The sequence below is a fragment of the Sphingomonas spermidinifaciens genome, assembly GCF_002351485.1.
GTDB lineage: Bacteria > Pseudomonadota > Alphaproteobacteria > Sphingomonadales > Sphingomonadaceae > Sphingomonas > Sphingomonas spermidinifaciens.
This window is the reverse complement of the sequence record NZ_NWMW01000001.1, coordinates 1,796,729-1,823,188: the sequence shown is the minus strand read 5'-3', so window position 1 is coordinate 1,823,188 and position 26,460 is coordinate 1,796,729. Positions and strand designations below refer to the sequence as shown.

Below are 26,460 nucleotides of genomic sequence, written 5' to 3'. Positions count from 1 at the left end.
CCAAGACAATCCCGCTAAGGAGCACGCACTTAGATTTTGTGTAAGCTCCGGTCTTCTCCCTTTTCTCGAGGTTGACGTGTTTACTGGCGTCGATCTGACTGCGACCCCCAAAAAGATCACGGATCTGGATGTCCTTGGGATTTCGCTGCGCGAAGATGGCACGGTGGGGAAGAGCATATTCGACTGCAAAAGCGCCGGGGGGCCGGCCTTCGCACGTGCGCTTTGGCTCTCGGGCCTGATGCGATATGTTGGAGCACGCGAAGGTATAATCATAATGGGCAAGCCGGCGGAACCCGCACATCGCCTTGCAGCCCGCAAGTTGGATGTTACCATTTTCGGCTCGGGGGCTTTTGACTCTTATGCCGCCGCGACAAATCCCGAATATCGCGTGCTCCAATCCTATGCCGGAAACCTTGAAAACTGGCATAGAATTAATGATGCGGCCCTGAAGCAGCCAGCTGTGGCAGAAATCCTTCTGGCAATTCAGCAGGAGGTTCCACTTTGCACTGACCCAGCCCGTGCTTTTCGCAGATTTATATCGCGACTTCTGCAGCACAAGGGGGAGTTAAACCCAGCAAAGCCGCTGCATATGGCTGCTTTTGTTGAGTGTGTCGTAGGGTTCTCTTACCTTTTTTTATTGATGGTGCAAGATCTTCGGTTGGTGATAGATTTAGCAATTGGAGAAAAGGAGTTTAGCACCTTCCTCCGGTACTATCTGTGGGGCGGCCCAGAGGGCGTCGCCAATCTTCGCCGAATGTATGAGCTTCTTGCCGCTCACGAGGGAACAAGTGAGCAGGGAATCTCCTTAGTGCTTTGGCCCCAATTGATTCAATTGGTGCGTGGATTGCTGGAGGCGCCAACACAAGTACATAACTGCGTGATTGCGCTCCGAGAACTTAGTCTGCGCCAAATGGCGAATATTGATAGCGCTTCCGACTTACGTGCTGGTAAGTTATTTTTAACGCCTCGGGCTCGGCAATTCGCCAAGCGGATCGGTTTCTATGCCGCGGGCGTCATGAAGCTACCTAGCGAGTTTGCGGAACGAATGGATCAACAGATCGATGGTTTGGTGTCAGCTGTAAGGTGAGTTTCAGGATTGGTGGCGGCTGATCGTCCATTACTCGGGGTCTCGTGGGGTATGATCAAACGCGACACTGTCGACCTCCAACTAAATCCCGGAGGGCTGGCAACCCGATAGCAACCCAGTTTGAGTCGTGGATCAGCGCGGATCGAAGCGGATCTATGGGATCCAGACTCAATCGAGACCACCGCTCAACCGGTTAGATCACGCAGCCTTCATAGACCGTCTCGCGGCGGTTGTTGGAGAAAAGTATTACGCCGTACTTATCGGCAAACCAATCTATTAAGTTGGCCTCAACATACTTTAACATCTCAGTGACGTTCTTTCGCTGAATCCGGTAGGCGCCGATTGCGATGCGCACGACTTTCTCGAAACCGTCGATCTCGTGGAGCTACCGCAGAAGGTGAGAGGACAGTCTACTAAGGGCGGAGCCGCGCCCGATGTAGTGCACTGGCGACCGCCTGAGCGGATAGGCAATTACGGAGTCGCCCTTCCTACGGATGACGTAAACGCGCCGCTTGAGGTCCGCGGCGACCTAGCCCTGCGCGGTCGGCGCCTCGACTAATCCCTCCAAAGCGTCTTCACGATTGCAAGCACGCTACCCAGCAAGCGGTCCGGCGTGAGCTCAATTTGCTCGAGACAAGTCATATCGACTTTGGGCTTCGCCAAGGCAATTCACGCCTTCGCCACCGACAGTGGCCTTGGCCGTAAGACCTTAGCTGCGCGAAGATCTCTGTCTGGCCTTCTGCCGGGTGCTGACGTTCTTGCAGCTTCACCGGAATGGCGCGAGTTGGCCGCTACCTGCCCGTCCGCTTCTACCCAGAGAGCCGGGAAACCGGACGGCGCGACGAGTCTGTCGCGGTCTGTTGCCAGTCTGGTGCAGCAATTACACGACCCGTAAAAAGGGGCGGTGGGGATTGTGACCCATGGCATTCTTCCCCACAAGTAAATATGGTCTGCTACGGCAATATGTTCCTATTTCCTCATTTAGAAGGCAATTCGATAGCGCTTAATGATCCATGTTAATGCGCTTTCATCTCGCTTGAACTGTCAGCTGGCCTAGATGATGGCGTAGTGGCCGTATTGTTCTTAGCAGTGTGACGAGGGTGTCGGTGACCAGCATTAACGGCACGCACGACCACCATCTCGTTCTCCTGTCGATCGCGGTCGCGGTGCTTGCTTCGTTCACAGCGCTTAGCTTGGCGAACAGAATCCGCGCGTCTAAAGGGCGAGCACGCAATATCTGGCTGATGGCCGCTGCGGTCGCATTGGGCGGGGGCATCTGGTCGATGCACTTCGTCGCGATGCTGGCATTCAGCGTGCCCGGCATGTCGATCTCCTATAACCTGATCCCGACCTTTGCATCTCTGGCGCTCGCGATCGGGTTTACGGGCGCAGGGTTGGCGGCGTTCAACTGGCACCAGGTGTCGCCGCCGCGTATTGCAATGTCCGGCGCGCTCATCGCCATGGGTGTGGTCGCGATGCATTATCTCGGCATGGCGGCAATGCGGATGCCCGCCGCACTGAGCTATGATTGGCGCTGGGTCGTGATCTCCGTGATCATCGCGCTCGCTGCCGCCACGGTTGCCATGTGGCTGGCATCGCGCGATCAGCAGATCGGAGTCCGCTGGCTCGCGGCCGGGGTCATGGGTGGGGCGATCTCTGGCATGCACTATTCGGGCATGTATGCCGCTGACTTCGTGATGAACTCGCAAGTCGATGAAGCAAGAGGGGCGGCGAGCTTCGGGCAGACATATTTGGCAATCGCCATCAGCTTCATCACGGTTCTCATCCTGCTTTTATCGCTGGGCGCAGCGCAGCTTGAGCGGATGTTCAGGCGTGCAGCCCGTCGCGAGGCGCGCACTACATTGCGGCTCAAAGTCGCCGATATTCTGCGCGGTGCCGATGCCGACGCAGCCCTGCAGGATGTAGCGTCGCTGCTCGGCGAGCATTTCGGGGTCGCGAGGGCAGGCTTCGGCGATCTCGATCCGGATGAGGATCAGTTCGATTACCGCATATGCTGGACGGATGGCGTGGTTCCGCCGTTGATAGGTCGCTATCCGGCGGCGGCGTTCGGGGTGAAGATTGTCGCCGCCCTAAATGCAGGAAAGACGATCGTGATCGAGGATTTGCTCACGTCGTCGCTCAGCGATGAGGCGCTCACGCACGAAACGGCGCGGGACGTCGATACACGGGCGATCCTCGTGGTGCCGTTCGTGCGCGAAGGTCGATTGCGCACGATCGTGTATCTCAACGATTGCGGGCCGCGCAGGTGGCGCGCCGACGAAGTGGCGTTCATGGAAGAAATGGCCGAGCGGATCCGATTGGTCATCGAACGCGTCGCGATCGAGGACCAGCTGCGCGAGCTGAACGCGACGCTCGAGGCACGGGTGGAAACGCGCACCCGGGAGTTGCAGCTTGTCGAGACAGCCAGGCGCGAGGTCGATGCCCTTTACCAGGCATATTTCGAGAACACCCCCGATCCCCTCTTTGTGATCGGCGTCGATCCCGACATGAATTTTGTGGTCGAGCAGATCAATCCGGCGCACGAAATCGGGGTCGGATTTAGGCTCGAGGAAATTCGCGGCAAGCGAGTTCAGGATTTCATGCCGCCGGAACTCGCGACGCGGGTCATCCAGACTTATCGCCATGCCGCAGAAACACGCCAAATCTATCGCTATCGCGAAATCTTCACGCTCAACGGCGAATTGCAACACTGGGACACGACGCTGGTACCGCTTTGCGACCAGTCCGGTCAGGTCACCCGGATAATCGGGTCAAGCCGCAACGTGAGCGCCCAGATTGCGGCGGAGGAGGCGCTGCGCCAGTCCCAGAAAATGGAGGCCATGGGGCAGTTGACCGGAGGCGTTGCGCATGACTTCAACAACCTGCTGACGCCGATCATGGGAGCCCTTGACCGCCTCAACCAAAAGGGCCTGGGGGACGAGCGTGATCGACGTATTATCGCCGGGGCGCTGCAATCGACCGAGCGCGCCCGAACGCTGGTTCAGCGACTCTTGTCATTCGCCCGGCGGCAGCCCCTCCAAGCCGTGCCGACGGACGTCACCGAGCTCGCGCGCGGCATGATCGAGCTGATCTCGCGGACGCTCGGCTCGCGAATCCAGGTCGAATTCGATCCAGAACCCGATCTTCCCGCGGCACTGGTCGATCCAAATCAGCTCGAGATGGCGCTGCTCAACTTGAGCGTGAACGCGCGCGACGCCATGCCGAATGGCGGGACACTCCGAATTTCCGTCGCCCGCGCTACGGTCGAGGCGGAGGCGGCCGGCAACCTTCGTTCGGGGGACTATGTCCGCCTTTGCATCGCCGACAATGGCACCGGGATGGACGAGGAGACGAGGCTTCGCGCTGTGGAGCCGTTCTTCTCGACTAAGGGCGTGGGACGCGGAACCGGGCTCGGTCTGTCGATGGCTCATGGCCTCGCCGCCCAACTCGGCGGCGCGCTCACCATCAACAGTGCGCTTGGTGAGGGCACGGAGATCTGCTTGTGGGTTCCGACAACCACGCTCCCGTTGCCAAAGCGCGCGAATGTCCAAGAAACCGAGCCAACGCACGGCCAGGGCACAGTGCTGCTGGTCGATGACGACGATGCCGTGCGAGCATCGACCGAAGAGATGCTTCTCGATCTTGGCTATACCGTCGTGGGAGCTTCTTCGGCCGCGCAAGCGTGGACATTGATCGACCAAGGTTTGATGGTGGACTTGCTGATTACCGACCACATCATGCCTGGCATGACCGGAACCGAACTGGCGCGCGCGGTCCGCCAGCGTGACCCCAAATTGGGGATGCTCGTAATCTCCGGTTATGCTGACGAGGCTAGCATCGATCCTGAACTCCCCAGGCTGCATAAGCCGTTTCTGCGGGCCGATTTGGCCGAGGCCCTGAACAAAATCTACAACTGAAGATGCAAAGCCAAGAGCTGCCTCAGCAAAAGGTATCCTCAGTCGACGTCTCGTGGAAAAGCAACGCCGAAATGTATCTTTGACTTCAAAGCGCACGGAGTCGAATGCGGCATTCGACTCACTATCAGAACGCAATCTTTGTTCCGACGGCGAGTGATGACTGTTTTCGTTTGAAGCGCAACGTGTCGCAAAGGTCGGGAGTGGGGGCATAGCCGCCGTTGGAGGCCGCGATGAACGGCCGTCCGATTCTGGCGAGCGGGAGGGGCAGTTTGAACGTCCAATCTTGGTCAATGGACATGCGAGCGATCTGAGGCATTTGTGCCCTTGATGCTGACGCTCCCCCAAATGCTCTCGATCGCGACCCTACTCGGGATGATGGGGCTCTTTATGTGGGGGCGGTTTCGCTACGACGTGACCGCGATCATTGCGCTGCTGGCAGCGCTGGCGCTGGGCATCGTCAAGCCCGCGGATGCGTTCAAGGGCTTCTCCGACGACATCGTCATCATTGTGGGGTCTGCACTCGTCATTTCGGGTGCGGTTCAGCGGTCGGGGGTGATCGAGCGGGCGCTTCGGCGGCTCGCCCGGCGCGTCACGCGGGTAAGGAGCCAGCTTCTCGTCCTCACTGCCTCGGTCGGGTTCGCGAGTGCGATCGTCAAGAATATCGGTGCGTTGGCGATGCTGATGCCCGGCGCGTTCCAGATGGCGAAGAAGAACGACGCCAGCCCCTCGGTCTTCCTGATGCCGATGTCGTTCGCGGCACTGCTCGGCGGATTGATGACGCTGGTCGGCACGTCGCCCAACATCATCGTCAGTCGATCGCGCGAGCAGATGACGGGGGCGCCGTTTGGCATGTTCGACTATACCCCCGTCGGCCTCGGGTTGTTTGTCATCGGCCTGATCTACCTGCGTTTCGCTTATCGGCTGCTCCCGCGCGGCCGGCGGGCAGCGCCGACGATGGGGGAGGCGCTCGATGTTACCGGCTATGTGACCGAGGTCGTCCTACCCGCCGAATCGGCGGCGGTGGGTGAGACGGTGCGTGAATTTCTGGACCGGCACGAGGGCGAGGTCTCGATCACCCGCATCTTGCGCGCAGGCATCCGCAGCTTTCCCGAGCCTGATACTCAACTGGACGAGGGCGACACGCTGATCCTCGGCGGCGAACCCGATGCGCTCGAGCGTGTGATCGCGGGCGATCGCTTGGCCTATGAAGGCGAAGCACGCGACATGACGCGCGAGCGAAATGAAGGCGAGGGGGCCAGCGTCGGCGGCGAGATCGGCGTGATCGAGGCAGTCGTCAATTTCGGCTCGCGGCTGGAGGGGCAGACCGCGGGAGGGCTGGATCTTCAGCGCATCTATGGCGTGAATCTGATTGCGATGTCGCGGCGCGGAGAGCGATTGTCCCGGCGGCTTGCCAACATCGTCCTGCGCGCGGGCGACGTGGTCGTCCTGCAGGGACCGTTGGAGGCGATGCCCGAGCGGCTGCGTGAGCTCGGCTGCCTGCCGCTCGCCGAGCGCGACCTGCGGCTGGGATCGAAGCGTGCTCGGTGGTTGCCGATCTCGATCCTCGCGGGCGCGATGTTCCTGACCGCGATGGGGTGGGTCCCGGTGGCGGTCGCCTTCTTCGCCGCCGCCGGCCTGGTCATCGCGACCGGCGCGATCACCCCGCGCGAGGCGTATGACCATGTCGAATGGCCGATCCTCGTCATGCTTGGCGCGCTGATCCCGGTGTCGGACTCGCTGCGCACGACCGGCGCGTCGGACGTGATCGCGACGCAGCTGGCCGGCGTCGCGGCGGCGCTGCCGCCATGGGGCGCGGTGGCGCTCATTCTTGCCGCGGCGATGGCGGTGACGCCGTTTCTCAACAACGCGGCCACCGTCCTGGTTATGGCGCCGATCGCCGCGCAGTTTGCCGGTGACCTGGGCTATCGGCCCGAGGCTTTCCTGATGGCGACGGCGGTAGGAGCGGGCTGCGACTTCCTCACGCCGATCGGCCATCAGTGCAACACGCTGGTGCTGGGGCCGGGCGGCTACCGCTTTGGCGATTATGCGCGGCTGGGCGCCCCATTGTCGCTGCTGGTGCTTGTATTTGGCACACCGCTGATCCTGTTGTTTTGGCCGATTTGATGACCGGGGAGCGCCGTCTGGGCTACCGGATCGACCCTAGCCTGCAACGTCGACGGCGATGAACGAGCGTCCGATTACGGGCGGCATTAAGGAAGCACTGGACGGCCGGATCTGGGTCAAAGGAACCCGGCGCTGGATCGCGCGACGGGTAGCGACCTGCTCCTCCTCCCCTCCGCCGCCCACAAGGCATTGGCGAGCGCTGCGGCGGTCGGTCCTTGCGCACACTCGCCGGTGCCCAAAAACGGCATGCCAGGTCGGTCTACGACGTCGACTACGACGCTACGCGGCGCATCGCCGAAGCGGAGGATGGGATACGTACTCCAGTCGTAGTCGCTGCGGCGCGTGCCGTCATGGCCAGCCGACTCGTAGGCGCTCCAGCTAAGCGACTGGACAATGCCGCCCTCCACCTGGTTGCGGATGCCATCGGGGTTGACGGCTTCGCCGCTGTCGACCGCAGCAACGGCGCGATGGACGATCAGGCGGCCTTCGTCCGGCACGCGTTCGACATCGAGCGCGACGGCTAGGTACGCACCGTGGTTCTTGTAGCGGGCGAAGGCGAAGCCGCGCCCGCGGTGCGGCATCGCCCTGTAGCCCTGCCAGTCGAAGCGCGTCGCGGCGCGGCGGATGACTGCCGCCGCGCGCGAGTCGTCAAGGTGCGCGAGGCGGAAGGCGACGGGATCTCGCCCCGCCGCTGCAGCAAGCTCGTCCATGAAGCTTTCGAGCGCGAAGATGTTGAGATGCGCACCGAGGCCCCGCAGCGCCGAGACGCGGATCGGCATGTCGGGAAGGAAGTGGCTGACCACTCGGCTGTTGGGAAATGCGTAGAGCGGGATGGCGTTGCGGTCGCCGCCTCCGTTCGGTTGCGGAATAGGCTTTGGCGGGGTGGCGGGGAAAGGAGGGATGATCTCGCGACCCGCGAGGAGATCGCCCGCGGCGGTTGGCCGCGTGCTGTGGGTGTTGCTCCAGACCTGATGACCCCATGACACGATGCGCCCGGAGGCGTCGAGGTTCCCGTCGAGCTGCGCCATCATGGCGGGGCCGAGCGGCTCCCAGCCATGCTCCTGCTCGCGGCTCCATTGCAGGCGGACTGGCACGCCGGGCATGGCAACTGCGACGAGCGCGGCGTCGCCCGCGACATCGTCGGCGCCATTGTGGCCGTAGCAGCCCGCGCCCTCGCGGTGAACGCAACGGACCCGTTCGGCCGACATGGCCAGCAGTTCAGCGATGGACGCGCGCAGTGGCTCGACGCCCTGACTATGAGTCCAAACGGTGAGTCGCCCGTCCTCGAAGAGGGCTAATGCGCAGGAGGGGCCGATCGCACCGTGCATCAGGTATGGTCGATCGTAGCGCGCCGACAGGCGCCGCAGTGAGCGAACGTTTGGCTCGTCGTACCGTTCTTGGATCGTCTGGGTTTCACGGCGCATCCGCAGCAAGGCATCCGGCAGCGCGCCCGGCGCGTTGGCGCCCGACTCTGCGGTCCAGCCGCTTCGGCCTGCCGCGTGCAGTGCGCGCTCGAGCGGCCACTCGCGCGGGCCGACTATCGCGGCGAAGCCGCCGCGGCGCACGATCCGCTCGACGCCGGGCAGCCTCGCGATTGCCGACAGGTCGAAGCGCCCCTTGGTGCCCGAGCTCGGCCCGCGCAGCACGCGCGCGTGCATCATGCCGGGGAGCCGCATGTCGTGGACATAGGCGGGGAGCCCGGTGAGCTTCGCGGGCAGGTCGACGCGCGGTACCGGGCGTCCGATAACCCGGCGAGCGTCCCGGCGCTTGCGCGGCACGTCCGCACGTGCGCGCACGGCGAGTGAGGTCGTGCCGGCGAGGTCTGCATAGCTGGCGCTCCGGCCCTTGCCGTCCAGCACCGCACCATCGCGTGTGAACAGGGCGGTGGCGGCCACGCCCCAGCGCGCCGCAGCCGCCTCGGCCAGGAGCAGCCGTACGTTGGCCGCGGCGTTGGCGACGGCGGTACCGCTCTGCTCCAACGTCTGGCTACCTGCGGTCACGCCCTCGTTCGGGGTCAGACCCGTGTCCGCGGTGATAAGGTCGATCCGATCGAAGGCAACGTCAAGTTCGTCGGCGGCAAGCTGCGCGATGGCGGTTTTGATGCCGGTGCCGAGCTCCGCCTTGCCCGTGAACACGGTAACGCGGCCGTCGGGCGCAATGCGGATCCAGGCATCGAGATCGGGAAACTTGGCGAGCGTGCCGGCCAAGTCGGGGGCAACGGTCGGCGGCCCGCCGCTTCCCTCCCCGCCGCCGGTTTGCGCGTGGACTGCCGGCGCTAGCGTGAAGGCGACCAGCAGCCCGCCGAGCATTTCGCGGCGTGACTGGGTCATGCGACCGGCTCCGCGGGATCGACGATGCCGCCACCGCGCGCGACCGCGGCCCGGCGCACTGCGCGCAGAATCCGCATATGGGTGCCGCACCGGCATAGCGAAGGTGCCATGGCGGCACGCATTTCCTCCTCGGTCGGCGTCGTCGTGCGTCGCAGCAGCGCCTCCGCGCGGGCGATCATGCCCGGGATGCAATAGCCGCATTGTCCCGCCTGCTCTTGGAGGAAGGCGCGCTGGACGTCACCCGGCTCGACGGTGGTGCCGAGCCCCTCGACGGTCGTCACGGCGCGTTCACCGATCGCGCCGACGGGAAGAAGGCACGCGAAGACCGGGCGGTCGTCGACGAGGACCGTGCATGCGCCGCACTGGCCGAGCCCGCAGCCGAACTTCGCGGCGTGCAGCCCGAGGTCGTCGCGCAGGACATAGAGGAGCGGGGTTGCGGGATCGACGTCAGCCCGAGCGACACCGCCGTTGACGTTCAGTTCGATCACCGGCCCTCCTCCCGCGCCTTCGCCACTTCCTTCTCCAGATCGTCCCACGCCGATCCCGAGCCATGCCGCACCTTCAGATAGCCGACGATCTCGGCGATCTGCCTGTCGGTCAGCGCGTCGGCATAGGCGGGCATGTAGGGGCCGCTCGCCTGCACTGGCGGACGCAGGCCCTGGAGGATGATCTGGATGGTGTCGCGCGGATTGTCCTCGTGCAGCGGCGTGCCGAGCGGCAGCACCGGACGGCCCGCGACGACCATCGGCGCGCCGGGCTCGTGACAGGTCGCGCACGCCCCTTCGTAGAGCCGCGCACCGGCGGGATGCTGCCGCTCCGCCAGAGCGCGGCGATCGGGTAGCGGGGGGTCGACTTTCGCCGCCGGCGCGTTGCGCATCCACCATGCGTAATAGCGCGCGAGTGCCCGCACGTCCGCCGGGTCAGCCCGGGCCAGATTGTAGGTCACCGGGCCCATGGGCCCCGCGGCCGCGGCGTGATCGCGGCTCAGCCCGGTGCGGAAATAGGTTTCGAGGCGCTGCGGCGTCCATGTGCGGACCGCCGGCGAGCGGGCGTTGATCGGCGGCGCATACCAGCCTCCAGACCAGCCCCCGGCATAGGCTTCCGCCCCGCGTTGCTCCTGCTGCAGCAGCCCGCGCGGACTGTGACAGGCGGAGCAGTGCGCAAGCGTCTCGCCGAGATAGCGGCCGCGGTTCCACTCGGCCGATTGCGACGGATCGACGCGGATCGGAGCCGGCTGGAAGAACAGAAGCTTCCATCCCGCCAGCAGGGGACGGAAGCCAAGCGGCGGGATCAGGTCGTTGTCGGGCGGCGTCGCCCGTACTGCGGGGCGCGTCATCAGGAAGGCGTAGAGCGCGTCCACATCACCATCGGTCACGCCCGCATAGTGGGTGTAGGGGAAGGCGGGATAGAGATGCCTCCCGTTGCGGCCGATACCCTCGCGCATCGCACGGGCGAACGCTGCGCGCGACCAGTGACCGATGCCGGTGTCGGGATCGGGGGTGATGTTGCTGCCGTAGATAGTGCCGAACGGCGTTGTCACCGGATAGCCGCCGGCATAAGGGCGGCCGCCTTCGGCCTGATGGCAGCTGACGCAATTGCCGATCCGCGCCAAATTGGCGCCGCGTGCGACCACCGCCGGGTCGAACGAGCGCGGATCGGGACGCTCGATGGACGCGATGGCCGGGCGATGCGCGATGGCCAGCAGGATCGCGAGTACCGCACCAGCGATCGCGATGCCGACTCCGGCGATCTTCAGGCGGCGACCTCGCATCACGGCGTGGAGGGGACCTGGACGCGGCTCACTTCGGCTCGGCATATGTGCCGACGAGGTTGCCCGTCGCGATCACATGTCCGGCGGCGGCGGCGAGCAGCTGGTCGCGCGTCGCCCCGAGCGGCAGATCCAGCTGGCGATCGAGCGCGAGCACCTCGAAGTGATAATGATGCGGGGCGTCGCCCTTCTGCGGGCGCGGGCCGTACCAGCCCACGGTGCCGAGGCCGCCGGCGCCTTGCATGATGCCTTCCAGCGGCCCGCCGTCAAGGCGGTCGCGCTCCTGCAACCCCTCCGGCAGGCGAGTGGTGCCCGCGGGTATGTTCCAGGCGACCCAATGGACGACCGGCTTGGCCGATCCGTCCGGGTCCTCGACGAGGATCGCATAGGAGGCGGCGTTCGGGACCGCGGACCAGTTCAGCGCGGGCGAGATGCCGAGCCCGTATTCGCTATGCTCGCGCGGGATCGAACCGTTGGCGGAGAAGGCGGCCGCGCCGACGGTAAGCCTCGCCGAACCGCTTGCTCGCGTCTCCGGACGCGCGAGCGCCAGTGGTACGTTTGTGCCGCGCGCGGCCTGTTCCAGCATCGGGCCGGACGGCGCGGCGAGCGGCGCAGCCCGTCCGCTCGCGCCGTCGTAGGTAATGCGATAGATCACGCCATTGGCATCGTCCGAAAGCAGGATCGAGCCGTCGCGCATCACCGCTACGCCGCATGGTCGGCCGTACTGCCCAGTGCCGTCGCGGCTCATGAAGCCGCTGACGAAGGCCTCGACGCGCGTCGCCTGACCTTCCGCGTCGAAGCGGATGCGCGCCAGTCCGTAGCCCGACGCGGGCTTGCGGTTCCAGCTTCCACGCAGTGCGACGAAGGCATCACCGGCGACGTCCGGCCCGAAGCCGCCACCCGGATGAAAGGCCATCTGCATGCCCGCTGAGTGGGCGACGTGCATCAGCGTCGGATCCGTCGACGCCGCCGCCCATTGCGCGGCGGTGAGGCCGCCCGGCGGCTCGTCCTGCGGGTTTCGCTTGCCATCTTCGAAGACGTAAGGCCACCCGTAGCGCTTTCCGCGCTCGATCTTGTTGACCTCCTCGCGCTGAAGGTCGTTGCCCAGCCAGTCGATCCCCTGGTCCCAGCCCCACAGTTCACCGGTTCGCGGGTGCCATCCGAACCCGATCGTATTGCGCAACCCCGATGCCCATAGCTGCCTCGTTTTACCGTCCAGGCTTGCGCGGACCAGCGTCGCGCTCTCCTGGCTGGTTTCGTCGCAGGCGTTACAGGTCGAGCCCGCGCTGATGTAGAGCATCTGGTCCGGGCCCACCGCCAGCGTTCTGTTAGGGTGCTGTCCAGCATCCGGCAGGTCGTCGATCAGCGTCTCGACGGCGCCGATGCCGCCGTCCGGACGCAGCGGCGCACGGAACACTTCCTTTGCTGTCATGAAATAGAGCATGTCGTCGTGGATCGTCAGCCCGTGCAGGCCAGGACGATTGACAATGACCCTTGGCGGCCCGTCCGCGCGACCGTCTCCGTCCGCATCCATCAGGCGGACGATATCGGCCTCCGAGCGCCGGCTCACGTAGACAGAGCCGTCCGGCGCCAGCGCCATGACGCGCGAGTTGCCCAGATCGCTCGCCCAAACGGCGGCGCGGTAGCCGGCTGGCACCTTCAGCGAAGCGGCAAAGTCGGGTCCCGGTTTCAGCGGCGTCAGTTCATAGAAGTGGGCCTGCACCGGCAGCTTGTCGTTGTCCTCCGGACTGCTTTGCGAGAACGCGGGCGCAGCGGCGAGGACGAGCGTCGAAGCGAGCAGTGCAATCTTCATGAAATGCTACCCCTTGTTCGGGGCTACAATGCTTTAACCGCCTTGTCGGGCGCACGGGGCCGGGACAGCGCATCGCGATGAAGGAATGGCTACTTTCGGACAAGTTCGTACCGCCGCCGAACGGCCGATTGTGGGTCTACAACGCCGATGCAGGATTCTGGCTACGGCCCTGATTTACGCGATTTTATCGAACGGCGAGCAGACCTTCTGCATGACAACGGACCGCTACCCGGGTGACCATGCGACCGAGCAGCGCGCCTCGAATACGCGACGGGAATGGGGTTGGTGCTCCGCGAGTGAACCTCGGCGCATATTCGCGTGATCCGGGGTATCTTTGGGTCATCACGAACCTTTACCAGACATGCTATCCGCCGCGGCCGGTTGCAGGAAGCGGTCGAACCAGGCCACCATGCGTTCAAAGACGTCGCGCAGGTTGGCGGGCGACTGGTGCAGGCTGTGTCCTTCGCCGCCATAGCGGACCAGTTCGGCCGTCCGCCCGCGTGCGTAAGGCCTTGGAAGAACAGCTCAGACTGTGTCGGCGCGCCGCGGATGTCGAATCCGCCGTGGAGCAGCAGCAGCGGCGTCTCTACCTTGTTCACGAAGCTGAGCGGCGAGTTGTGTTGGTAGCCGGCCGGGTCTGCCCAGGGTGGAGCGTGGAGGCCAAACTGCCCGACGATGCCCGTGTTTGCACTCTTCTCATGCTCGATGTCCGGGTAGCCACGCGCGGTGGGGTCAAACTGGCCATTCATCGACACCAACTCGCTGATCCCAGCGATCGCCACTCCCGCGCGGAAGCGCTTCGTCTGCGCCAGCAGGCCCATGACGCTGTATCCGCCATAGCTTTGGCCGAATACGCCCACGCGCTCCGGATCGGCGATGCCCAGCGCGACCACCTTGTCTCTCGGCTCAGCACGTCAGTGATCGACAGCAGTCGCCCGCCCGAGCTGTCGGGTACCGGTGCGGCACCTGCCAACGTCAGTAACGAGGTTAAGCCGAACGCCAGGACACGAGGAAATCCTCGGGTTGTCCAGGATTGGGAGTGATCGACCATAGCCCGATCTTCAAGGATCTCGGCCGTAGTTTCAAACAGTCCGCACGTTCTGCATCGGATAGGAACGTCGTTTCGCCCAATCTCCTCATCAGAGGCAGCGTAGTGGAGGCTGAGACTTTATTAAGTGCATGAATGAATGTCGGTTGTCGGGGAGGCGCCGACGCCCCTTGAGCGTCCGCGACTGGGCCCACCTGCCGCCGGCCGTGGTCAGCAACAGGTGGACGCCTTGCGTATCGTGTCAGCCGCCGGCGATCCGCGTCGCGGTCTCACGGTAGCTGTGTAGCGGACGGCCCAGCAGCGAGGTCAGGCGTTCGACATCGCCGGCCTGGGGGATCATGCCGTCGCTGACGTACCGCTGGGCCATCAGCCGCATCTCGTACGCGGTCCATTTGGGCATGAAGGTCGCCATGTTGGCCTCGAAGCCGCTCGGATCGTCGCCGCCATAGACGATCGACCGACCGAGCACCTCCGACCAAATGGCCGCCACCCCCTCGCCGGTCAGCGTGTCCGGCCCGACGATGTTGATCGTCTCGATCGGCAGTGCGGCTTCGGCGGTATCGCGGCGCATCAGCTCGATCGCGGCCACCTCGGCGATGTCGCGGGCGTCGACCATCGCGAGGCCCTTGTTACCGATCGGCATGGGGTACACGCCGTGGTTGAGGATCACGTCCTTCACCATGACCTCGTTGTCGATGAAGTAGGTCGGTCGCAGGATGGTGGCGCCAAAGCCCATCGCCTCCAGCATCCGCTCGGCCCCATGCTTCACGGCGAAGTGGGGCACATTGACCGCGCGATCGGCGTCGAAGACCGACAGGTAGACCACGCGGTCGATCCCCGCCTCGCGCGCCAGATTGAGTGTGACGATCGCCTGGGTGAACTCGTCGCCCGTGACGGCATTGAGGAGGAACAGCGTGCGCACGCCGGCGAGTGCGGACCGGACGGCATCGATGTCGAGCAACTCGCCCTGCGCAACCTCGACACTCGCAGGAAAGAACGCCTTGGCGGGACCGCGGGTGAGCACGCGCACGGCGGCGCCGCGCCGGACGAGTTGGTCGACGACGTGGCGCCCGACACGGCCGGTGGCGCCGATCACAAGAATGGTCATGGCATTTGCTCCTTCGTTAGGTCTTGCTGACGAAGCGAAGATGCGTGATCCATAGTCGTGCAAATAGACGCGCAATCTGGACGCGGTGTCTCACTGGTGGAACGCATGGACCTGCTAGCGCTCGCGGATTTCACGCTGGTCGCTCGCCACGGCGGCTTCGGCAAGGCGGGGCGCGCGGCCCGGCGGCCGAAGGCTACCTTGTCGCGCCGCGTGTCCGAGCTCGAAGCAGCGCTCGACCTGCGCCTCTTCGAGCGGGGGCGACGCGACCTTAAACTGACGGAGGAAGGCCGTGCGCTTTTCGAGCGCGCCGGCGCGCTACTGAGCGAGCTGGAAGAGACCGCCGCGGCAATCGCGTCTGGCGGAGGGCGGGTGCGGGGACGGCTGCGGATCAGCGTGCCGCTGCTGTTCGGACAAGTCGCGATGGGGCGGCTCGCGGCCGAGTTCGTGCGGCAGCATCCGGAGGTGCGGCTGGAGGTCACGACCGACGATCGGACGGTGGACATGATTGAGGAGGGCTATGATCTCGTGATCCGCGTCGATCCCGCAGCCGACGAAGCGCTGATCGGTCGCCCGTTCCTGCATGACCGGCTGGTGGTGGTGGCGGCGCCGGACCTGCCGCGGCGAACCGACGAGACCGTGCCGGTCGTAATCCGCGATGGCGATGCGGCGGAGGCCTGGACGCTGAGCACATCAAGCGGCCCGGCGGCGTTCAAGGTCAGCCCGATCATGCGCCTGTCGTCGATGGTGATGGTTCGCGACGCGGTTCGCGCCGGGGGCGGGGCAGCGCGCCTTCCGCTGTCGCTCGTCGGCCGTGACATCGCCGATGGTCGGCTCGCGCGCTGGGGTGACGTGGCGGGCTCCGACATCGCGCTATGGGCCCTTTATCCGAGCCGAAGGCTGCTCAACGCAAGGGTCGCGGCGTTCCTCGAGTTCCTGCGTCAGTCATTCCCAACGGGAGTACCGGAAGAGCTTGCAGCCTATGTCGAACCATGAAGGCTCCCTCGGTGAAACCAAGGCCTTGCTCGCGTAGATCAACGAGGGGCGAATGTCGGATTGTCGAACATAGACCGCTATGTCGTTTCATGGATCGACACCGAAATTCTTCTGTGCAGGCATCCTCCCGTCAAGCGACGATTACGCTTCGACCGAGGCCGGCCCCTTCAAGCCTGGCGGTGGTGCAACCTCGACGTCAGGGTCGCGTCCCTGCCGGCGATCGAGCGAACGCATGATCGGGGTGACTGTCAGACCGTGGAGCAGGATCGAAAAAAGCACCACTAGGCCAGCAAGTCCCCACAGGCGCTCGGCATCGGCAAACTCCATGTGATTGATGCCGTAAGCGAGATAATAGATGGTGCCCACGCCGCGAATGCCGAAAAAGGACAGCGTGAGCTTCTCGCCACGGTCTGCCCGATATCCAATCAACCCGATCCACCCGGCAATGGGGCGAACCACGAACAGGATCACAAGCGCCACAAGGGCTTCGATCCAGGTCACAGGCACGAGCAAGCCGCTGACCAGCGCCCCGCCGAAAAGGATCAGCAGCACCATCATCACGATCCGCTCCACCTGCTCGGTCAGGGCGTGCATTTCGAGTTGGAAGTCGTGGTCGCGGTGGCAGTGGCGGAAGGTGAGTGCCGTCACGAACACAGCCAGGAACCCGTAGACATGGACGATCTCGGTGACGCCATAGGACACGAGCGTGGCGGACAGGGCGATCAGTCCGTCGCCCGTCTTCGCGAGCTTGGTTTCTGCTGGGACATGGAAGGTCAGCCAGCCGAACAGTCGACCCACCAGCCAGCCTCCGAAGATGCCGCCTCCGATCTCCCATGCCACACGATAGCCCAGCCATTCTGCGAGCCAGGGTTCACCGGTCGCCGCACTGGCAGCAAGCATGATCGCCAGGTGCACGAATGGGAACGCTGCGCCGTCATTCAGCCCCGCTTCGGAGGTCAATCCAAAGCGGACTTCGTCCTCTTCGCCTGTCTTCGGCGGCCCCACCTGCACATCCGAAGCAAGCACCGGGTCAGTCGGCGCCAGACTCGCAGCCAGTAGCAGCGCAACAGCAAGCGGTAGGCCCAACGCCCAGCTCGCCAGCCCAGTGATCGCCAGGATTGACAGCGGCATGGTGATGGCGATGAGACGCCAAGTGACGCTCCAGCTTCGCCAGCCGACAACGCGGTCGATCTTCAGCCCAGCGCCCATCAGCGCGATGATCACCACGAATTCGCTGAAGCGCTCGGTGACCTCCGGATAGCGAACTGGCAGAGGCCTGAGCGACACCTGAGGCAGAAGAAAAATCAAGGCCCCGAGAACGATGCAGACGATCGGCAGGGACAGCGGCAGGCGCTTCAGCGCCAGCGGAAGCCAAGCGACCAGCGCAATCAGGAGTCCGGCTCCGGTCAGAAGCAGGATATACGGGTCGGGCGCCAGACTGTCATGCATGGTCCCTAAACCATTGAAACACCGGATCGCTCAAAGGCCCGTTACTCTGGCCCTCCCTGTGTCCGCAGCAATGGAAGAACATGGCTCACTTCGACTGTGATTGGGGCCAGCGAACCCCTTGAGCTGATGAGCAAGCGGCCGATGCGGAGAGAGGGAAGTTCAGCGTGAGTGTCCGGACCTGGATTATCGCTGACGCTCCGACCCCGCCTTGATGTGGGCCGTCATCCCGCTGACCAGTGCGTCGAAGACCAGCCGCATGCGCCTTGTCGAGCGCAGGTCCTCATGCATGGCGATCCAGACGGACATACGGGCCTGAAAGTCTTCCGGCAGGACCGAGACCAGGGCCGGGTCACGGTGAGCTATTGGATCCTGCATCACACCGATCCCGCAGCCAGCGCGAATGAGCGCGAGCTGGGCCAACTGGTTGTCGGTGCGCAGCGCAAAACAGGGCAGGTCGGGCCAAGCTGCCTCGATCGACCGGATCGATGCCGCATCCTGGTCGAAGCCGATAATCGCGTGCCGCTCCAAGTCAGCGGCGCTGCCGATCGATCCCGCGCGGGAGAGATAATCGCGGTGTGCGTAGAAGCCGAGGCGGATGCGGCCCACTGACTTGATCAGCAGCGCCTGCTGCCTCGGCTCGGTCATCCGAATCGCAAGATCGGCGTCGCGTCGCAGGAGGTCGGACGAGGCGTTGGTGAGTAGCAGCTCGATTATCAGGCCGGGATGCTGCGCGCGTAGGGCGGCGAGGATAGGCGGCAGCACCTCGGCGCCGATGACCTCGCTCACACTGATCCGGACAACGCCGGTCATCGCATCGGCGGGAGCGGATGCCGTTCGCACGAGCGCTGCGGCGGCGGCAGCCATTGCCTCGGATTCCGACGCGAGCGCCAGCGCGGTCTCGGTCGGCTGTAGCCCGCGCGCCGAGCGCGTGAATAGCGCGCCGGCGCCAAGCGCCGCCTCAAGTTCCGCGATATGTCGCCCGGCGGTCGGCTGGGTCAGACCGAGCATGCGCGCCGCACCCGAAAGGCTACCCGCGCGCATGACGGCGCCAAAGGTGCGCCACAACTCCCATCCGGGCCCGCTGTCCATACGATTCTGTATAGCTGCTCTGCGTATTGTCGCAATTTCAGTTGGTCTGGATGGGGTGCATCTCTGCCTCCGCAACGAGGAGGCGACGATGAACAAGGACACGAACACGGCGCTGGTAATCGGCGCGACCGGCGGCATCGGCGGGGAGTTGGCGCGGGCGTTGCTCGCCCGTGGCTGGGCCGTCAGAGCTCTCCATCGCGACCCGTCGCGGGCCCGGGTGAGCAACCCGGCGCTAGAATGGGTGAAGGGCGACGCCATGGACAAGGCGTCCGTCACCGCCGCTGCCGAACGCATGTCGGTGATCGTGCACGGCGCCAACCCACCCGGCTATCGCAACTGGGGAGGGCTGGTACTGCCAATGCTCGACAGCACGATCGCAGCGGCAACCGCGACCGGCGCGCGCGTGCTGCTGCCAGGCACGGTCTACAATTACGGGCCGGCTGCGGGTGAATTTGTAGACGAGGATGCCCCGCAGAACCCGGTAACTCGAAAGGGCGCGATCCGCGTGGAGATGGAGCGTCGCCTGCGCGAAGCGAGCCGCAAAGATGCCAAGGCGCTGGTTGTCCGCGCGGGCGACTTCTTCGGTCCGCGCAGCGGGAATAGCTGGCTGGCGCAGGGCATGGTGCCGACGCTTGGGCCCGTGAAGCGCGTGTTCAATCCCGCGCGCGCGGGTACCGGCCATGCGTGGGCCTATCTGCCCGACCTCGCCGAGACGATGGTGCGCCTACTCGAACGTCGCGACGCGCTGCCGGCTTTCGACAGCTTCCAGTTTGGCGGCACATGGGTGGACGACAATCGAGCGTTTGCCGAGTCGATCCGCCAGGCGGCAGGCAAGCCAAACGCGCCGATTTATCCGTTTCCCTGGCCGGTTGTGCAAGCGATGGCGCCGTTCCACGAAACTGCACGCGAGATGCGCGAGATGATCTATCTCTGGCGAACGCCGCTCCGGCTGAAAGACGACAAGCTGCGCCGCTTCCTTGGCGAGGTGCCGGCAACGCCGCTCGTCGAAGCGCTGCGGACAACGCTGCAGGGTTTGGAACGGCTGTAGAGGTCCAACTTTGCATCCTCGCCAGCTGGATGTGGCCCTCAAAGACAGAGCTGCATCACGGCGAGTCGCGTCCGCTTTAAACTGACAGCTCCGCCACTCCTCGAGGAATATGGGTCACTTATCTCGGCCTGTTATTGGCGTTGAACCGCAAGCCGGATGCGGATGCCAGGCGTTCAATTGAGCGTCGCGATCTGACAGCATCGATAGCTGCCCGCTCCTGATTCATCGCCTGTCGGCCGAACACAAGTCGTCAGCGTTGTTGAAGCTTGAACGCCTGGCTTTGGCCGACACGCCGCCCCGACGCAGTATATGGTCTTGAATTGTGTTTCATGCGCGCTCGAGGGTGGATGCTCGTTCACCCATGCCGTTCGATCCGACCGGATTGGCTCGTCTGCACCGCCGCCCATCGCGATCTTACTGGAAAGGCTTCATCTCCAAGCTTCCACGGCCCGCACACCGAAGATGCTTTCGTGCGGCAGATCGAAGATGAAATATGGATTGGGCCGGGGCGGATTTCCTGCCGCGTCGAGCCGCGCGCGCTGTTGCGATGTCAGCACGATGTCCAGTGATCCTGCGTTCTCCTGTACCTGCTCCGGGCGACTTGCGCCCATGAGAACCGAGGACACGCCCGGTCGGCCCGTTACCCAGGACAGTGCCACCTGTGCCATCGGCCGGCCCACCTCGCCGGCGACCTCGCGCAGTTCATCGACGATGCGGAAGTTCGCCTCAGTGAACAGCATGCCACCATAAGGATTGTCGCCGTTGAGGCGGCCGTCACTGCCGCCGATGTGCTCGCCCGCCTTGTTCGGGACGCTGCCCGCTGGCCCCGCCTCGGCAAGTTTTTCGCGCCCGTACTTGCCCGTCAGCATCCCGAAGCCGAGCGGGCTCCATGCGACCAGTCCAAGGCCGAGCGCTCGGCCCGCGGGCACCACGTCGAGCTCGACCCCGCGGTCGATGAGCGAGTAGCTGTATTGGAGGCCGATGGGTTCGGGCAAACCATGCGCGCGTGCCAGGGTCGCGATCTGTGCGGCATACCAGGCCGGCGCGTTGGAAAAGCCATAATAGAGGATATCGCCACGTCGCACGGCGTCGGTCAGCGCGCGCAGCACTTCCTCAGGCGGGGTCGTGCGATCCCAGACATGCGTCCAGTACAGGTCGATATGACTGCTGCCGAGCCGCCGGAGCGATCCTTCCAGTCCATCACGGATGTTGCGCGCCGAATTGCCGCCTGCCAGGGGATTGCCCGCACCGCGGGCAAAGCCGGATTTGGTGGCGATCACCATCCGATCGCGGCCGCCGCTCTCGCGCAGGAAGCGACCAATCATCGCCTCGCTCTCGCCACCCGAATAGACGTCGGCGGTATCGATGAAATTGCCGCCGGTATCCGCATAGGCATCGAAGATGGCGCGCGACCCCGCCTCGTCTGCGCCCCAGCGCCCCGCGCCGAACGTCATCGTGCCGAGCGCGAGCGGGCTCACCGTCAGGCCCGAGCGACCCAGCGTGCGATAGTCGGTCATATTCATGGCTCGTCACTCCTGTTTCGGGGACCGGGATAGCGCAGGGCCGATCGCCGGATTAGCCGTTGCGGGCCGCAAGGGCTTGTGAGCATGGTGCAACAATGCGGCGCGGCGACCTTGATGATCTTGCAGCGTTCGCCAGCGTCGCCCGGCATCGCAGCTTCACGCGCGCCGCCGCCGAGCTCGGCCTTTCGCCTTCGGCGCTCAGCCACGGGATGAAGGCGCTGGAGGCGCGGCTGGGCGTCCGGTTGCTTGCGCGTACCACCCGGTCCGTGGCGCCGACCGAAGCAGGAAAGCAACTTCTCCGATCGCTCGATCCCGCTCTGGCGCAGGTGATGGGGGGGCTTGCATCGCTCGCCGACTGGCGGGGTGCGCCGTCGGGCACGGTCCGGCTGGCGACGTTCGGCTATGCGGCGCGCACCATCCTGGCACCTCGGCTCCCGAAGTTCCTTCTCGACCATCCCGACGTGTCGGTCGAAGTGATCGTCGAAGACCGGCTGATCGACCTGGTGGCGGGCGGGTTCGATGCAGGCATTCGATTGGGCGAGGCGGTCGAGCGCGACATGGTGACCGTGCCGGTCGGTCCGGATCTGCGCACCGTCGTAGTCGGCACGCCCGGCTATTTCGCGCGCCACGCGGTGCCGGAGACGCCCGCGGCGCTCGACGCCCATGTCTGCGTCAACTACCGCCTGCTTGGCGGTGGTGGACTGTTGCCTTGGGAGTTTGAGGAAGGCGGACGGGAAATCCGGCTCAAGGTGCCGGGACAGCTCATCGTCAACGACGAAGTGCTGGCGGCAGCTGCAGTGCGCGCGGGGGCCGGCCTCGGCTATATGATGGAGCATGACGTTGCCGACGAAATCTCGGACGGGCGGCTTGTTCAGGTCCTTGCTGACTATTGCCCGGTCTATCCCGGGTGCCGCCTCTATTACCCCGACCGCCGCGTCACCCCAGCATTGCGGGCGTTGATCGATGCATTTCGCCGATGACACGATCTTCGCTGTTCGCGCTATCTTTACAGGCACCAAGCGCTGCGGCGATCCCGCCACGAGTTGATCAGATGCGACGAGCATCGCTGCCGTCCGCGCATCCGCATCGAGATTGTCTTCCTCAAGGATTGGCGCTGCGTCGCTAACCGATGCGGTCGCAATCCGATCGCCTTCCTTCCCAGCCGTCACGCTCGCCGCAACCGGCATCATCTGGCTCTGCACAACGAGTTTTGGCCCGAGTCGGCCGGGCTCGGGAGTTGCGGGGCATCAGCCACGGTCAGCTGCTGCCTCGTTCGTCTGACGGCGCCGGTGAGCCTCAAGCCTGATCGCAGCGTTTCGGTCGCTGCCGGCGGCTCGTTCGCCTGCAGCCGGCAACACGCCAAGGCCGGCCAGCAGCGCCGCATGGCCATCGGCTTCGAATCTGGCGGCGATCGAGCGAAAGGCGCCGATCGCAGCGGGTCCGGGCGGGACGGCACGCCCCTCGCGCTGAAGCGTCACATTATGCGCTTCGAAGGCGTCGGTTAGATACAGAGCCTGTTCGTCGGGGGTCTCCATGCCCGCCAGGATCGCCAGTATCACCAGCTGGTGCTCCTGCGGCGCCGCCTTGCCACCGCCCAGCACCGGTGAAGCCAGCACCTGAATGTCGGCCGAGGCCAATGCTTGCTGGCACAAGTGAAGGTTGAGCGCGTTGCAACGCTTGCGAAGCAAGGGCGTCGCCGCGCGGGCCGGCTGGGCGATGCCCAAACCCGTCAGCATCATCAGCGCGCTCAGCAGCTCGCGGATGTCGAAGCGCGAGAGCGATGGCGCTTTCCCGATCTCCGCCACCGTCTTGGCGCGATAGCTGTCCTCGGCCAGGAAGGCGACGACGGGGCGATAGATGCGCTCATCCAGGGTCAGCTCGCCCTGGGGCGTGGGATGCCGATAGCCGATCGTCGCTTCGGGCAGGACGAGGGCGAAGGCGGTTTCCTGCCAGCTGCGCTGCGCATCGACACTGCCAAGCGGGCGCGCGCCCCTGACGAAGATATCCATGCGGAACTTCTGGTTGACCAGAAAGTCGCGCACGCTTTCGCGCATCACCGGATGGGCAATGGAACCGAGCATCTGCGCCTCGCTAGGCCGGAGCGCATAATCGGGGAGATGGTCGAGCAGGCGGGCCGAGGCGGCGTAGGTCAGCTTCGCCGTACCGAGCGCATTACTGACGTCCGAGAAATAATCGACCTGCCAGTGAGCGTTGAAATATTCATGTGCCAGATAATGTCGGTTGCTGCCCGACAGCTGCGCCAGCCAGGGTTCGGCACCCGGATTCTCCACGAAATAGCGCCCTCCGGCGGCGGCCAACTCGCGTGCGAAGGTGATCGCCTTGTCGATCCGCGTCGGCATGTCGGTCGACCGGGTCGCAGCAAACTCGACATGCCGCGCCATCAGGTGGCGCAGCGGCATAGGCCCTGCCCAGCCGGGCTGGCAGTTGTAGCTGACAAAAACGATGCCGCCCGGCTTCAGCCGGCGGTCGATGATGTCGAGGATGGCAGCGCGGTTCGCGGCCGAGATCCAGCTCCAGACACCGTGCAGGACGATGATGTCGAACGCGGGCAGATCGCTACGCGCCGTAAAACTGGCGAAGCTGTCGTCGGATAGCGCCGCATCCGCTTCCGAGATCGCGGCAAGCGTTCGCGCGTGAAGCGCATGGGCGGGGTTGAAATCGATCCCCCAGAAGCGGCCCGGCGCGGCGGCCGCGTGCATGTTGATCGACACCCCCTGACCGAAACCCAGCTCCAGATAGGTGCAGTCGTCGATAGCCGGGGGCTGGACGTTCGCCGCCAGACAGGCGAGCCGAAGCATCGCCGGATTGAGCTCGCGATAATAGCCATAGGTATAGTCCAGATCGGTGACATAGCCGTCCGACCACCCGGCGTGCGTGGGTCCGCTAATCAAAATACGCTCCAGTCCTGATGGTGATCGCGCTGGGATCGTCGAGCGGGCGCCGTTCTCAGGCCATCGGGCCGAGGTTGCTGGCGCCCGGCCCCTTCAGGAAGGGCAGGCTGTTCGTCGGCCGGCCGGTCAACGCCAGCAGTGCGTTGGCGACCGCGGGCGCGATCGGCGGCACGCCGGGTTCGCCTACGCCCGTCGGCGGGGCGGTCGATGGCAGAATATAAGTCTCGACCGCGGGCATCTCGTTCAGCCGCAGCATCGGCTGGGTATCGAAATTGGTCTGCTGCACGATCCCTTTGTCCAGCGTCGTCGCGCCGTAGAGCGCGGCGGACAGGCCGAAGCCGATCCCGCCCTCGATTTGCGCCGCTATCTGGTCGGGCGAGACGGCGATGCCACAATCGACGATGGCGACCACGCGGCGCACGATCGGGCGGTTTCCGTCCAGTCGCACCTCTGCCATCTGGCCGACGACGCTGCCCATCGCCTCGTGCACGGCAAGACCGCGCGCAAAACCGACATCGACCGCACATCCCCAGTCGGCCCGGCGGCACAACTCGTCCAGCACCTTCAGGTGCCGCGCCGCGCGCGCTTTGCGATAGAGCGTCCGGCGATAGGCTGCCGGATCCTGCCCGGCGCGGCGTGCGAGCTGATCGATCAGATGCTCCATCATCATCGCGGTGTACGAGTGGCCGACCGATCGCCAGAACGACACCGGTACGGGAAAGCGCGGGCTGTAGAGCTTGCCGTCGACGCTCGTCGCGCTGGCCAGATAGGGCGAGTTGCCCATCCCCTCGACCGCCTGTTCGTTGGACCCGAACGGAAGGAGCGGCTGGCACACGCTGCGCAGGCGCCAGCGTGCCGGCAGGCCGTCGGCGCCGACCTGCACCGCGATCCGGTGATGCGACATCGGCCGATAATAGCCGCCGGTCATCTCGTCCTCGCGTGTCCACATCAGCTTGACCGGGCGTCTGGCGGTGTGCCGGGCGATGCGCACCGCCTCGATCACATAGTCCGATGCCGCGAGGCCGCGGCGCCCGAACGATCCGCCGGCGGGCACCACCTCGACATCCACCTTGCCGGGGATCGTCAGCGCGACGCGCGCGGCCTGGACCTGGTCTACGGTCGGCAGATGGGCGCCCGACGTGATCGCGACGTTCCAGCCATCGACCGACGCCACGCAATCGAGCGGCTCCATCGGCGCATGGACCAGATACGGAAAGTCGAAGGTGAATTCGGCGACGTCGCCGGTCAGCGGCGCGTCGGCATCCTGGCCCTTCGTCGCGAAGTCGCTGGGGGACAGGTCGGTGCGACCGGCGGCGATGTCGTGATAGTCGCGCACGATCTGCGCGGTCGAGCGCATCTCGGCCGCGCGATCGTCCCACTCGATGCGCAGCGCGTCGCGGCCCCGCCGCGCGGCCCAGCTCGTCTCCGCCACCACGGCCACGCCGGTGTCGATCGCGAAAGCGTCGACCACGCCCTTCACCTTGAGCGCATCGGTGGAGTCGAACCGGGCCAGCCGCCCGCCGAAGCGGGGGCTGTGCGCGACCATCGCGACCAGCATGCCCGGCTTGGCCACATCCTGCGTATAGATGGGGGCGCCGGTGATCTTGGGCGCCACATCCTTGCGCCGGACGCGATCGGTGCCGATCAGGCGATAGTCGTTCGCCTGCTTGAGCGCGGGCGATTGCGGCGGCGTGCGCCGGGCGGCGTCTGCCAGCAGCTCGGCGAACGGCGCGCTGCGGCGCGAGGCGGGGTGGGCGACGACGCCGTCGCGTACGGTGATCTGCGCGCGCGGGACCTGCCAGCGCAGCGCCGCCGCCTCCACGAACATCGCCCGTGCGGCAGCACCTGCGATCCGCATCGGTTCCCAGTTCGACGCTATCGAGCGCGAGCCGGCGGTGATCTGCGGCCCGTAAGCGCGAAAATTGCTGTGCGCATCGACCACGCGCACCCGATCCCAGTTGGCATCGAGTTCCTCTGCGATCAGCGCGGCCAACCCCGCATGGATGCCCTGGCCCAGTTCCTGCTGACGGTTGACCACCGTCACCCAGCCGTCGGGGGCGATGCGGATGAACGAGCCAAAGGCGCTGGGTTCGGGATCGGTGCCGCCCCCGCTCAGCAGCGCGCCGCCGACCGCCATCGGGTGGGTGACGCCGTAGCCGACGAGCAGCGCGCCGCCGGCCAACGCGCCGCCCAGGATCATGCGCCGGCGCGTCAGCGCAAGGCGCGCGGTGCGGGGAGCTTCGATCATGCG

The 26,460-nt window shown here is 65.1% G+C and carries 17 protein-coding genes; 6 read left to right on the top strand and 11 right to left on the bottom strand.

Annotation, left to right across the window (positions count from 1 at the left end; genetic code table 11):
• The first annotated feature begins 76 nt into the window (after positions 1–76).
• The 3 genes from COC42_RS17430 to COC42_RS08600 all read left to right on the top strand — a co-directional run bounded on the left by COC42_RS17430 (position 77) and on the right by COC42_RS08600 (position 7,128).
• On the top strand, positions 77–1,087 hold the full coding sequence (locus COC42_RS17430) for a hypothetical protein (RefSeq protein WP_141395817.1): 1,011 nt from the start codon (positions 77–79) through the stop codon (positions 1,085–1,087).
• A gap of 1,106 nt (positions 1,088–2,193) precedes the next feature.
• Complete coding sequence (locus COC42_RS08605; RefSeq protein WP_141395816.1) at positions 2,194–5,004, top strand: MHYT domain-containing protein; 2,811 nt, start codon at positions 2,194–2,196, stop codon at positions 5,002–5,004.
• Between the two features lie 387 nt (positions 5,005–5,391).
• Positions 5,392–7,128 (top strand): SLC13 family permease, encoded by a 1,737-nt coding sequence (locus COC42_RS08600; protein WP_245843943.1) that lies wholly within the window; start codon positions 5,392–5,394, stop codon positions 7,126–7,128.
• A gap of 116 nt (positions 7,129–7,244) precedes the next feature.
• On the opposite strand, the gene COC42_RS08595 is transcribed toward COC42_RS08600, so the two are convergent.
• From COC42_RS08595 to COC42_RS08570, 6 genes are all read right to left on the bottom strand, one after another.
• On the bottom strand, positions 7,245–9,458 hold the full coding sequence (locus tag COC42_RS08595; RefSeq protein WP_096342717.1) for a molybdopterin cofactor-binding domain-containing protein: 2,214 nt from the start codon (positions 9,456–9,458) through the stop codon (positions 7,245–7,247).
• Positions 9,455–9,946 carry a (2Fe-2S)-binding protein gene (locus COC42_RS08590; protein ID WP_096342716.1) on the bottom strand — a complete coding sequence of 164 codons (492 nt, stop codon included), beginning with the start codon at positions 9,944–9,946 and terminating at the stop codon, positions 9,455–9,457. Before COC42_RS08590 ends, COC42_RS08595 begins: the two co-directional genes overlap by 4 nt.
• Entirely contained in the window at positions 9,943–11,229 is a 1,287-nt protein-coding gene (locus COC42_RS08585) for a cytochrome c (protein ID WP_096342715.1), read from the bottom strand. The genes COC42_RS08590 and COC42_RS08585 overlap by 4 nt, the downstream gene beginning before the upstream one ends.
• 28 nt (positions 11,230–11,257) lie before the next feature.
• The gene (locus COC42_RS08580) at positions 11,258–13,039 is read right to left on the bottom strand and encodes a YbhB/YbcL family Raf kinase inhibitor-like protein (RefSeq protein ID WP_096342714.1); all 1,782 of its coding nucleotides are present in this window, start codon (positions 13,037–13,039) and stop codon (positions 11,258–11,260) included.
• Positions 13,040–13,200: 161 nt separating this feature from the next.
• Complete coding sequence (locus tag COC42_RS08575; RefSeq protein WP_096342713.1) at positions 13,201–13,932, bottom strand: alpha/beta hydrolase family protein; 732 nt, start codon at positions 13,930–13,932, stop codon at positions 13,201–13,203.
• Positions 13,933–14,328: 396 nt separating this feature from the next.
• Positions 14,329–15,195, bottom strand: a complete 867-nt coding sequence (locus COC42_RS08570) for an SDR family oxidoreductase (RefSeq protein ID WP_096342712.1) — start codon at positions 15,193–15,195, stop codon at positions 14,329–14,331.
• A gap of 105 nt (positions 15,196–15,300) precedes the next feature.
• On the opposite strand from COC42_RS08570, the gene COC42_RS08565 reads away from it, so the two are divergent.
• Positions 15,301–16,188: a LysR family transcriptional regulator gene (locus COC42_RS08565; protein WP_096342711.1), complete on the top strand. Its 888-nt coding sequence runs from the start codon at positions 15,301–15,303 to the stop codon at positions 16,186–16,188.
• A gap of 141 nt (positions 16,189–16,329) precedes the next feature.
• Here COC42_RS08565 and COC42_RS08560 read toward each other — a convergent pair whose 3' ends face one another.
• Positions 16,330–17,637, bottom strand: coding sequence for a cation:proton antiporter (locus COC42_RS08560; RefSeq protein ID WP_096342710.1), 1,308 nt, complete (start codon positions 17,635–17,637; stop codon positions 16,330–16,332).
• 183 nt (positions 17,638–17,820) lie between these two features.
• Positions 17,821–18,726 (bottom strand): LysR family transcriptional regulator, encoded by a 906-nt coding sequence (locus COC42_RS08555; protein ID WP_096342709.1) that lies wholly within the window; start codon positions 18,724–18,726, stop codon positions 17,821–17,823.
• Positions 18,727–18,814: 88 nt separating this feature from the next.
• Here COC42_RS08555 and COC42_RS08550 point away from each other — a divergent pair, with 88 nt between their 5' ends.
• Positions 18,815–19,774, top strand: coding sequence for an NAD-dependent epimerase/dehydratase family protein (locus COC42_RS08550; RefSeq protein WP_096343193.1), 960 nt, complete (start codon positions 18,815–18,817; stop codon positions 19,772–19,774).
• Positions 19,775–20,202: 428 nt separating this feature from the next.
• Here the strand turns inward: COC42_RS08550 and COC42_RS08545 are convergent, their stop codons facing one another.
• Positions 20,203–21,297, bottom strand: coding sequence for an aldo/keto reductase (locus tag COC42_RS08545; RefSeq protein WP_096342708.1), 1,095 nt, complete (start codon positions 21,295–21,297; stop codon positions 20,203–20,205).
• 95 nt (positions 21,298–21,392) lie between these two features.
• On the opposite strand from COC42_RS08545, the gene COC42_RS08540 reads away from it, so the two are divergent.
• A complete protein-coding gene (locus COC42_RS08540; RefSeq protein ID WP_096342707.1) occupies positions 21,393–22,277 on the top strand; it encodes a LysR substrate-binding domain-containing protein in 885 nt (294 codons plus the stop codon).
• Between the two features lie 267 nt (positions 22,278–22,544).
• On the opposite strand, the gene COC42_RS08535 is transcribed toward COC42_RS08540, so the two are convergent.
• On the bottom strand, positions 22,545–24,209 hold the full coding sequence (locus COC42_RS08535; protein WP_096342706.1) for a methyltransferase regulatory domain-containing protein: 1,665 nt from the start codon (positions 24,207–24,209) through the stop codon (positions 22,545–22,547).
• A gap of 55 nt (positions 24,210–24,264) precedes the next feature.
• Positions 24,265–26,457: a xanthine dehydrogenase family protein molybdopterin-binding subunit gene (locus COC42_RS08530; protein WP_096343192.1), complete on the bottom strand. Its 2,193-nt coding sequence runs from the start codon at positions 26,455–26,457 to the stop codon at positions 24,265–24,267.
• Positions 26,458–26,460: the final 3 nt, after the last annotated feature.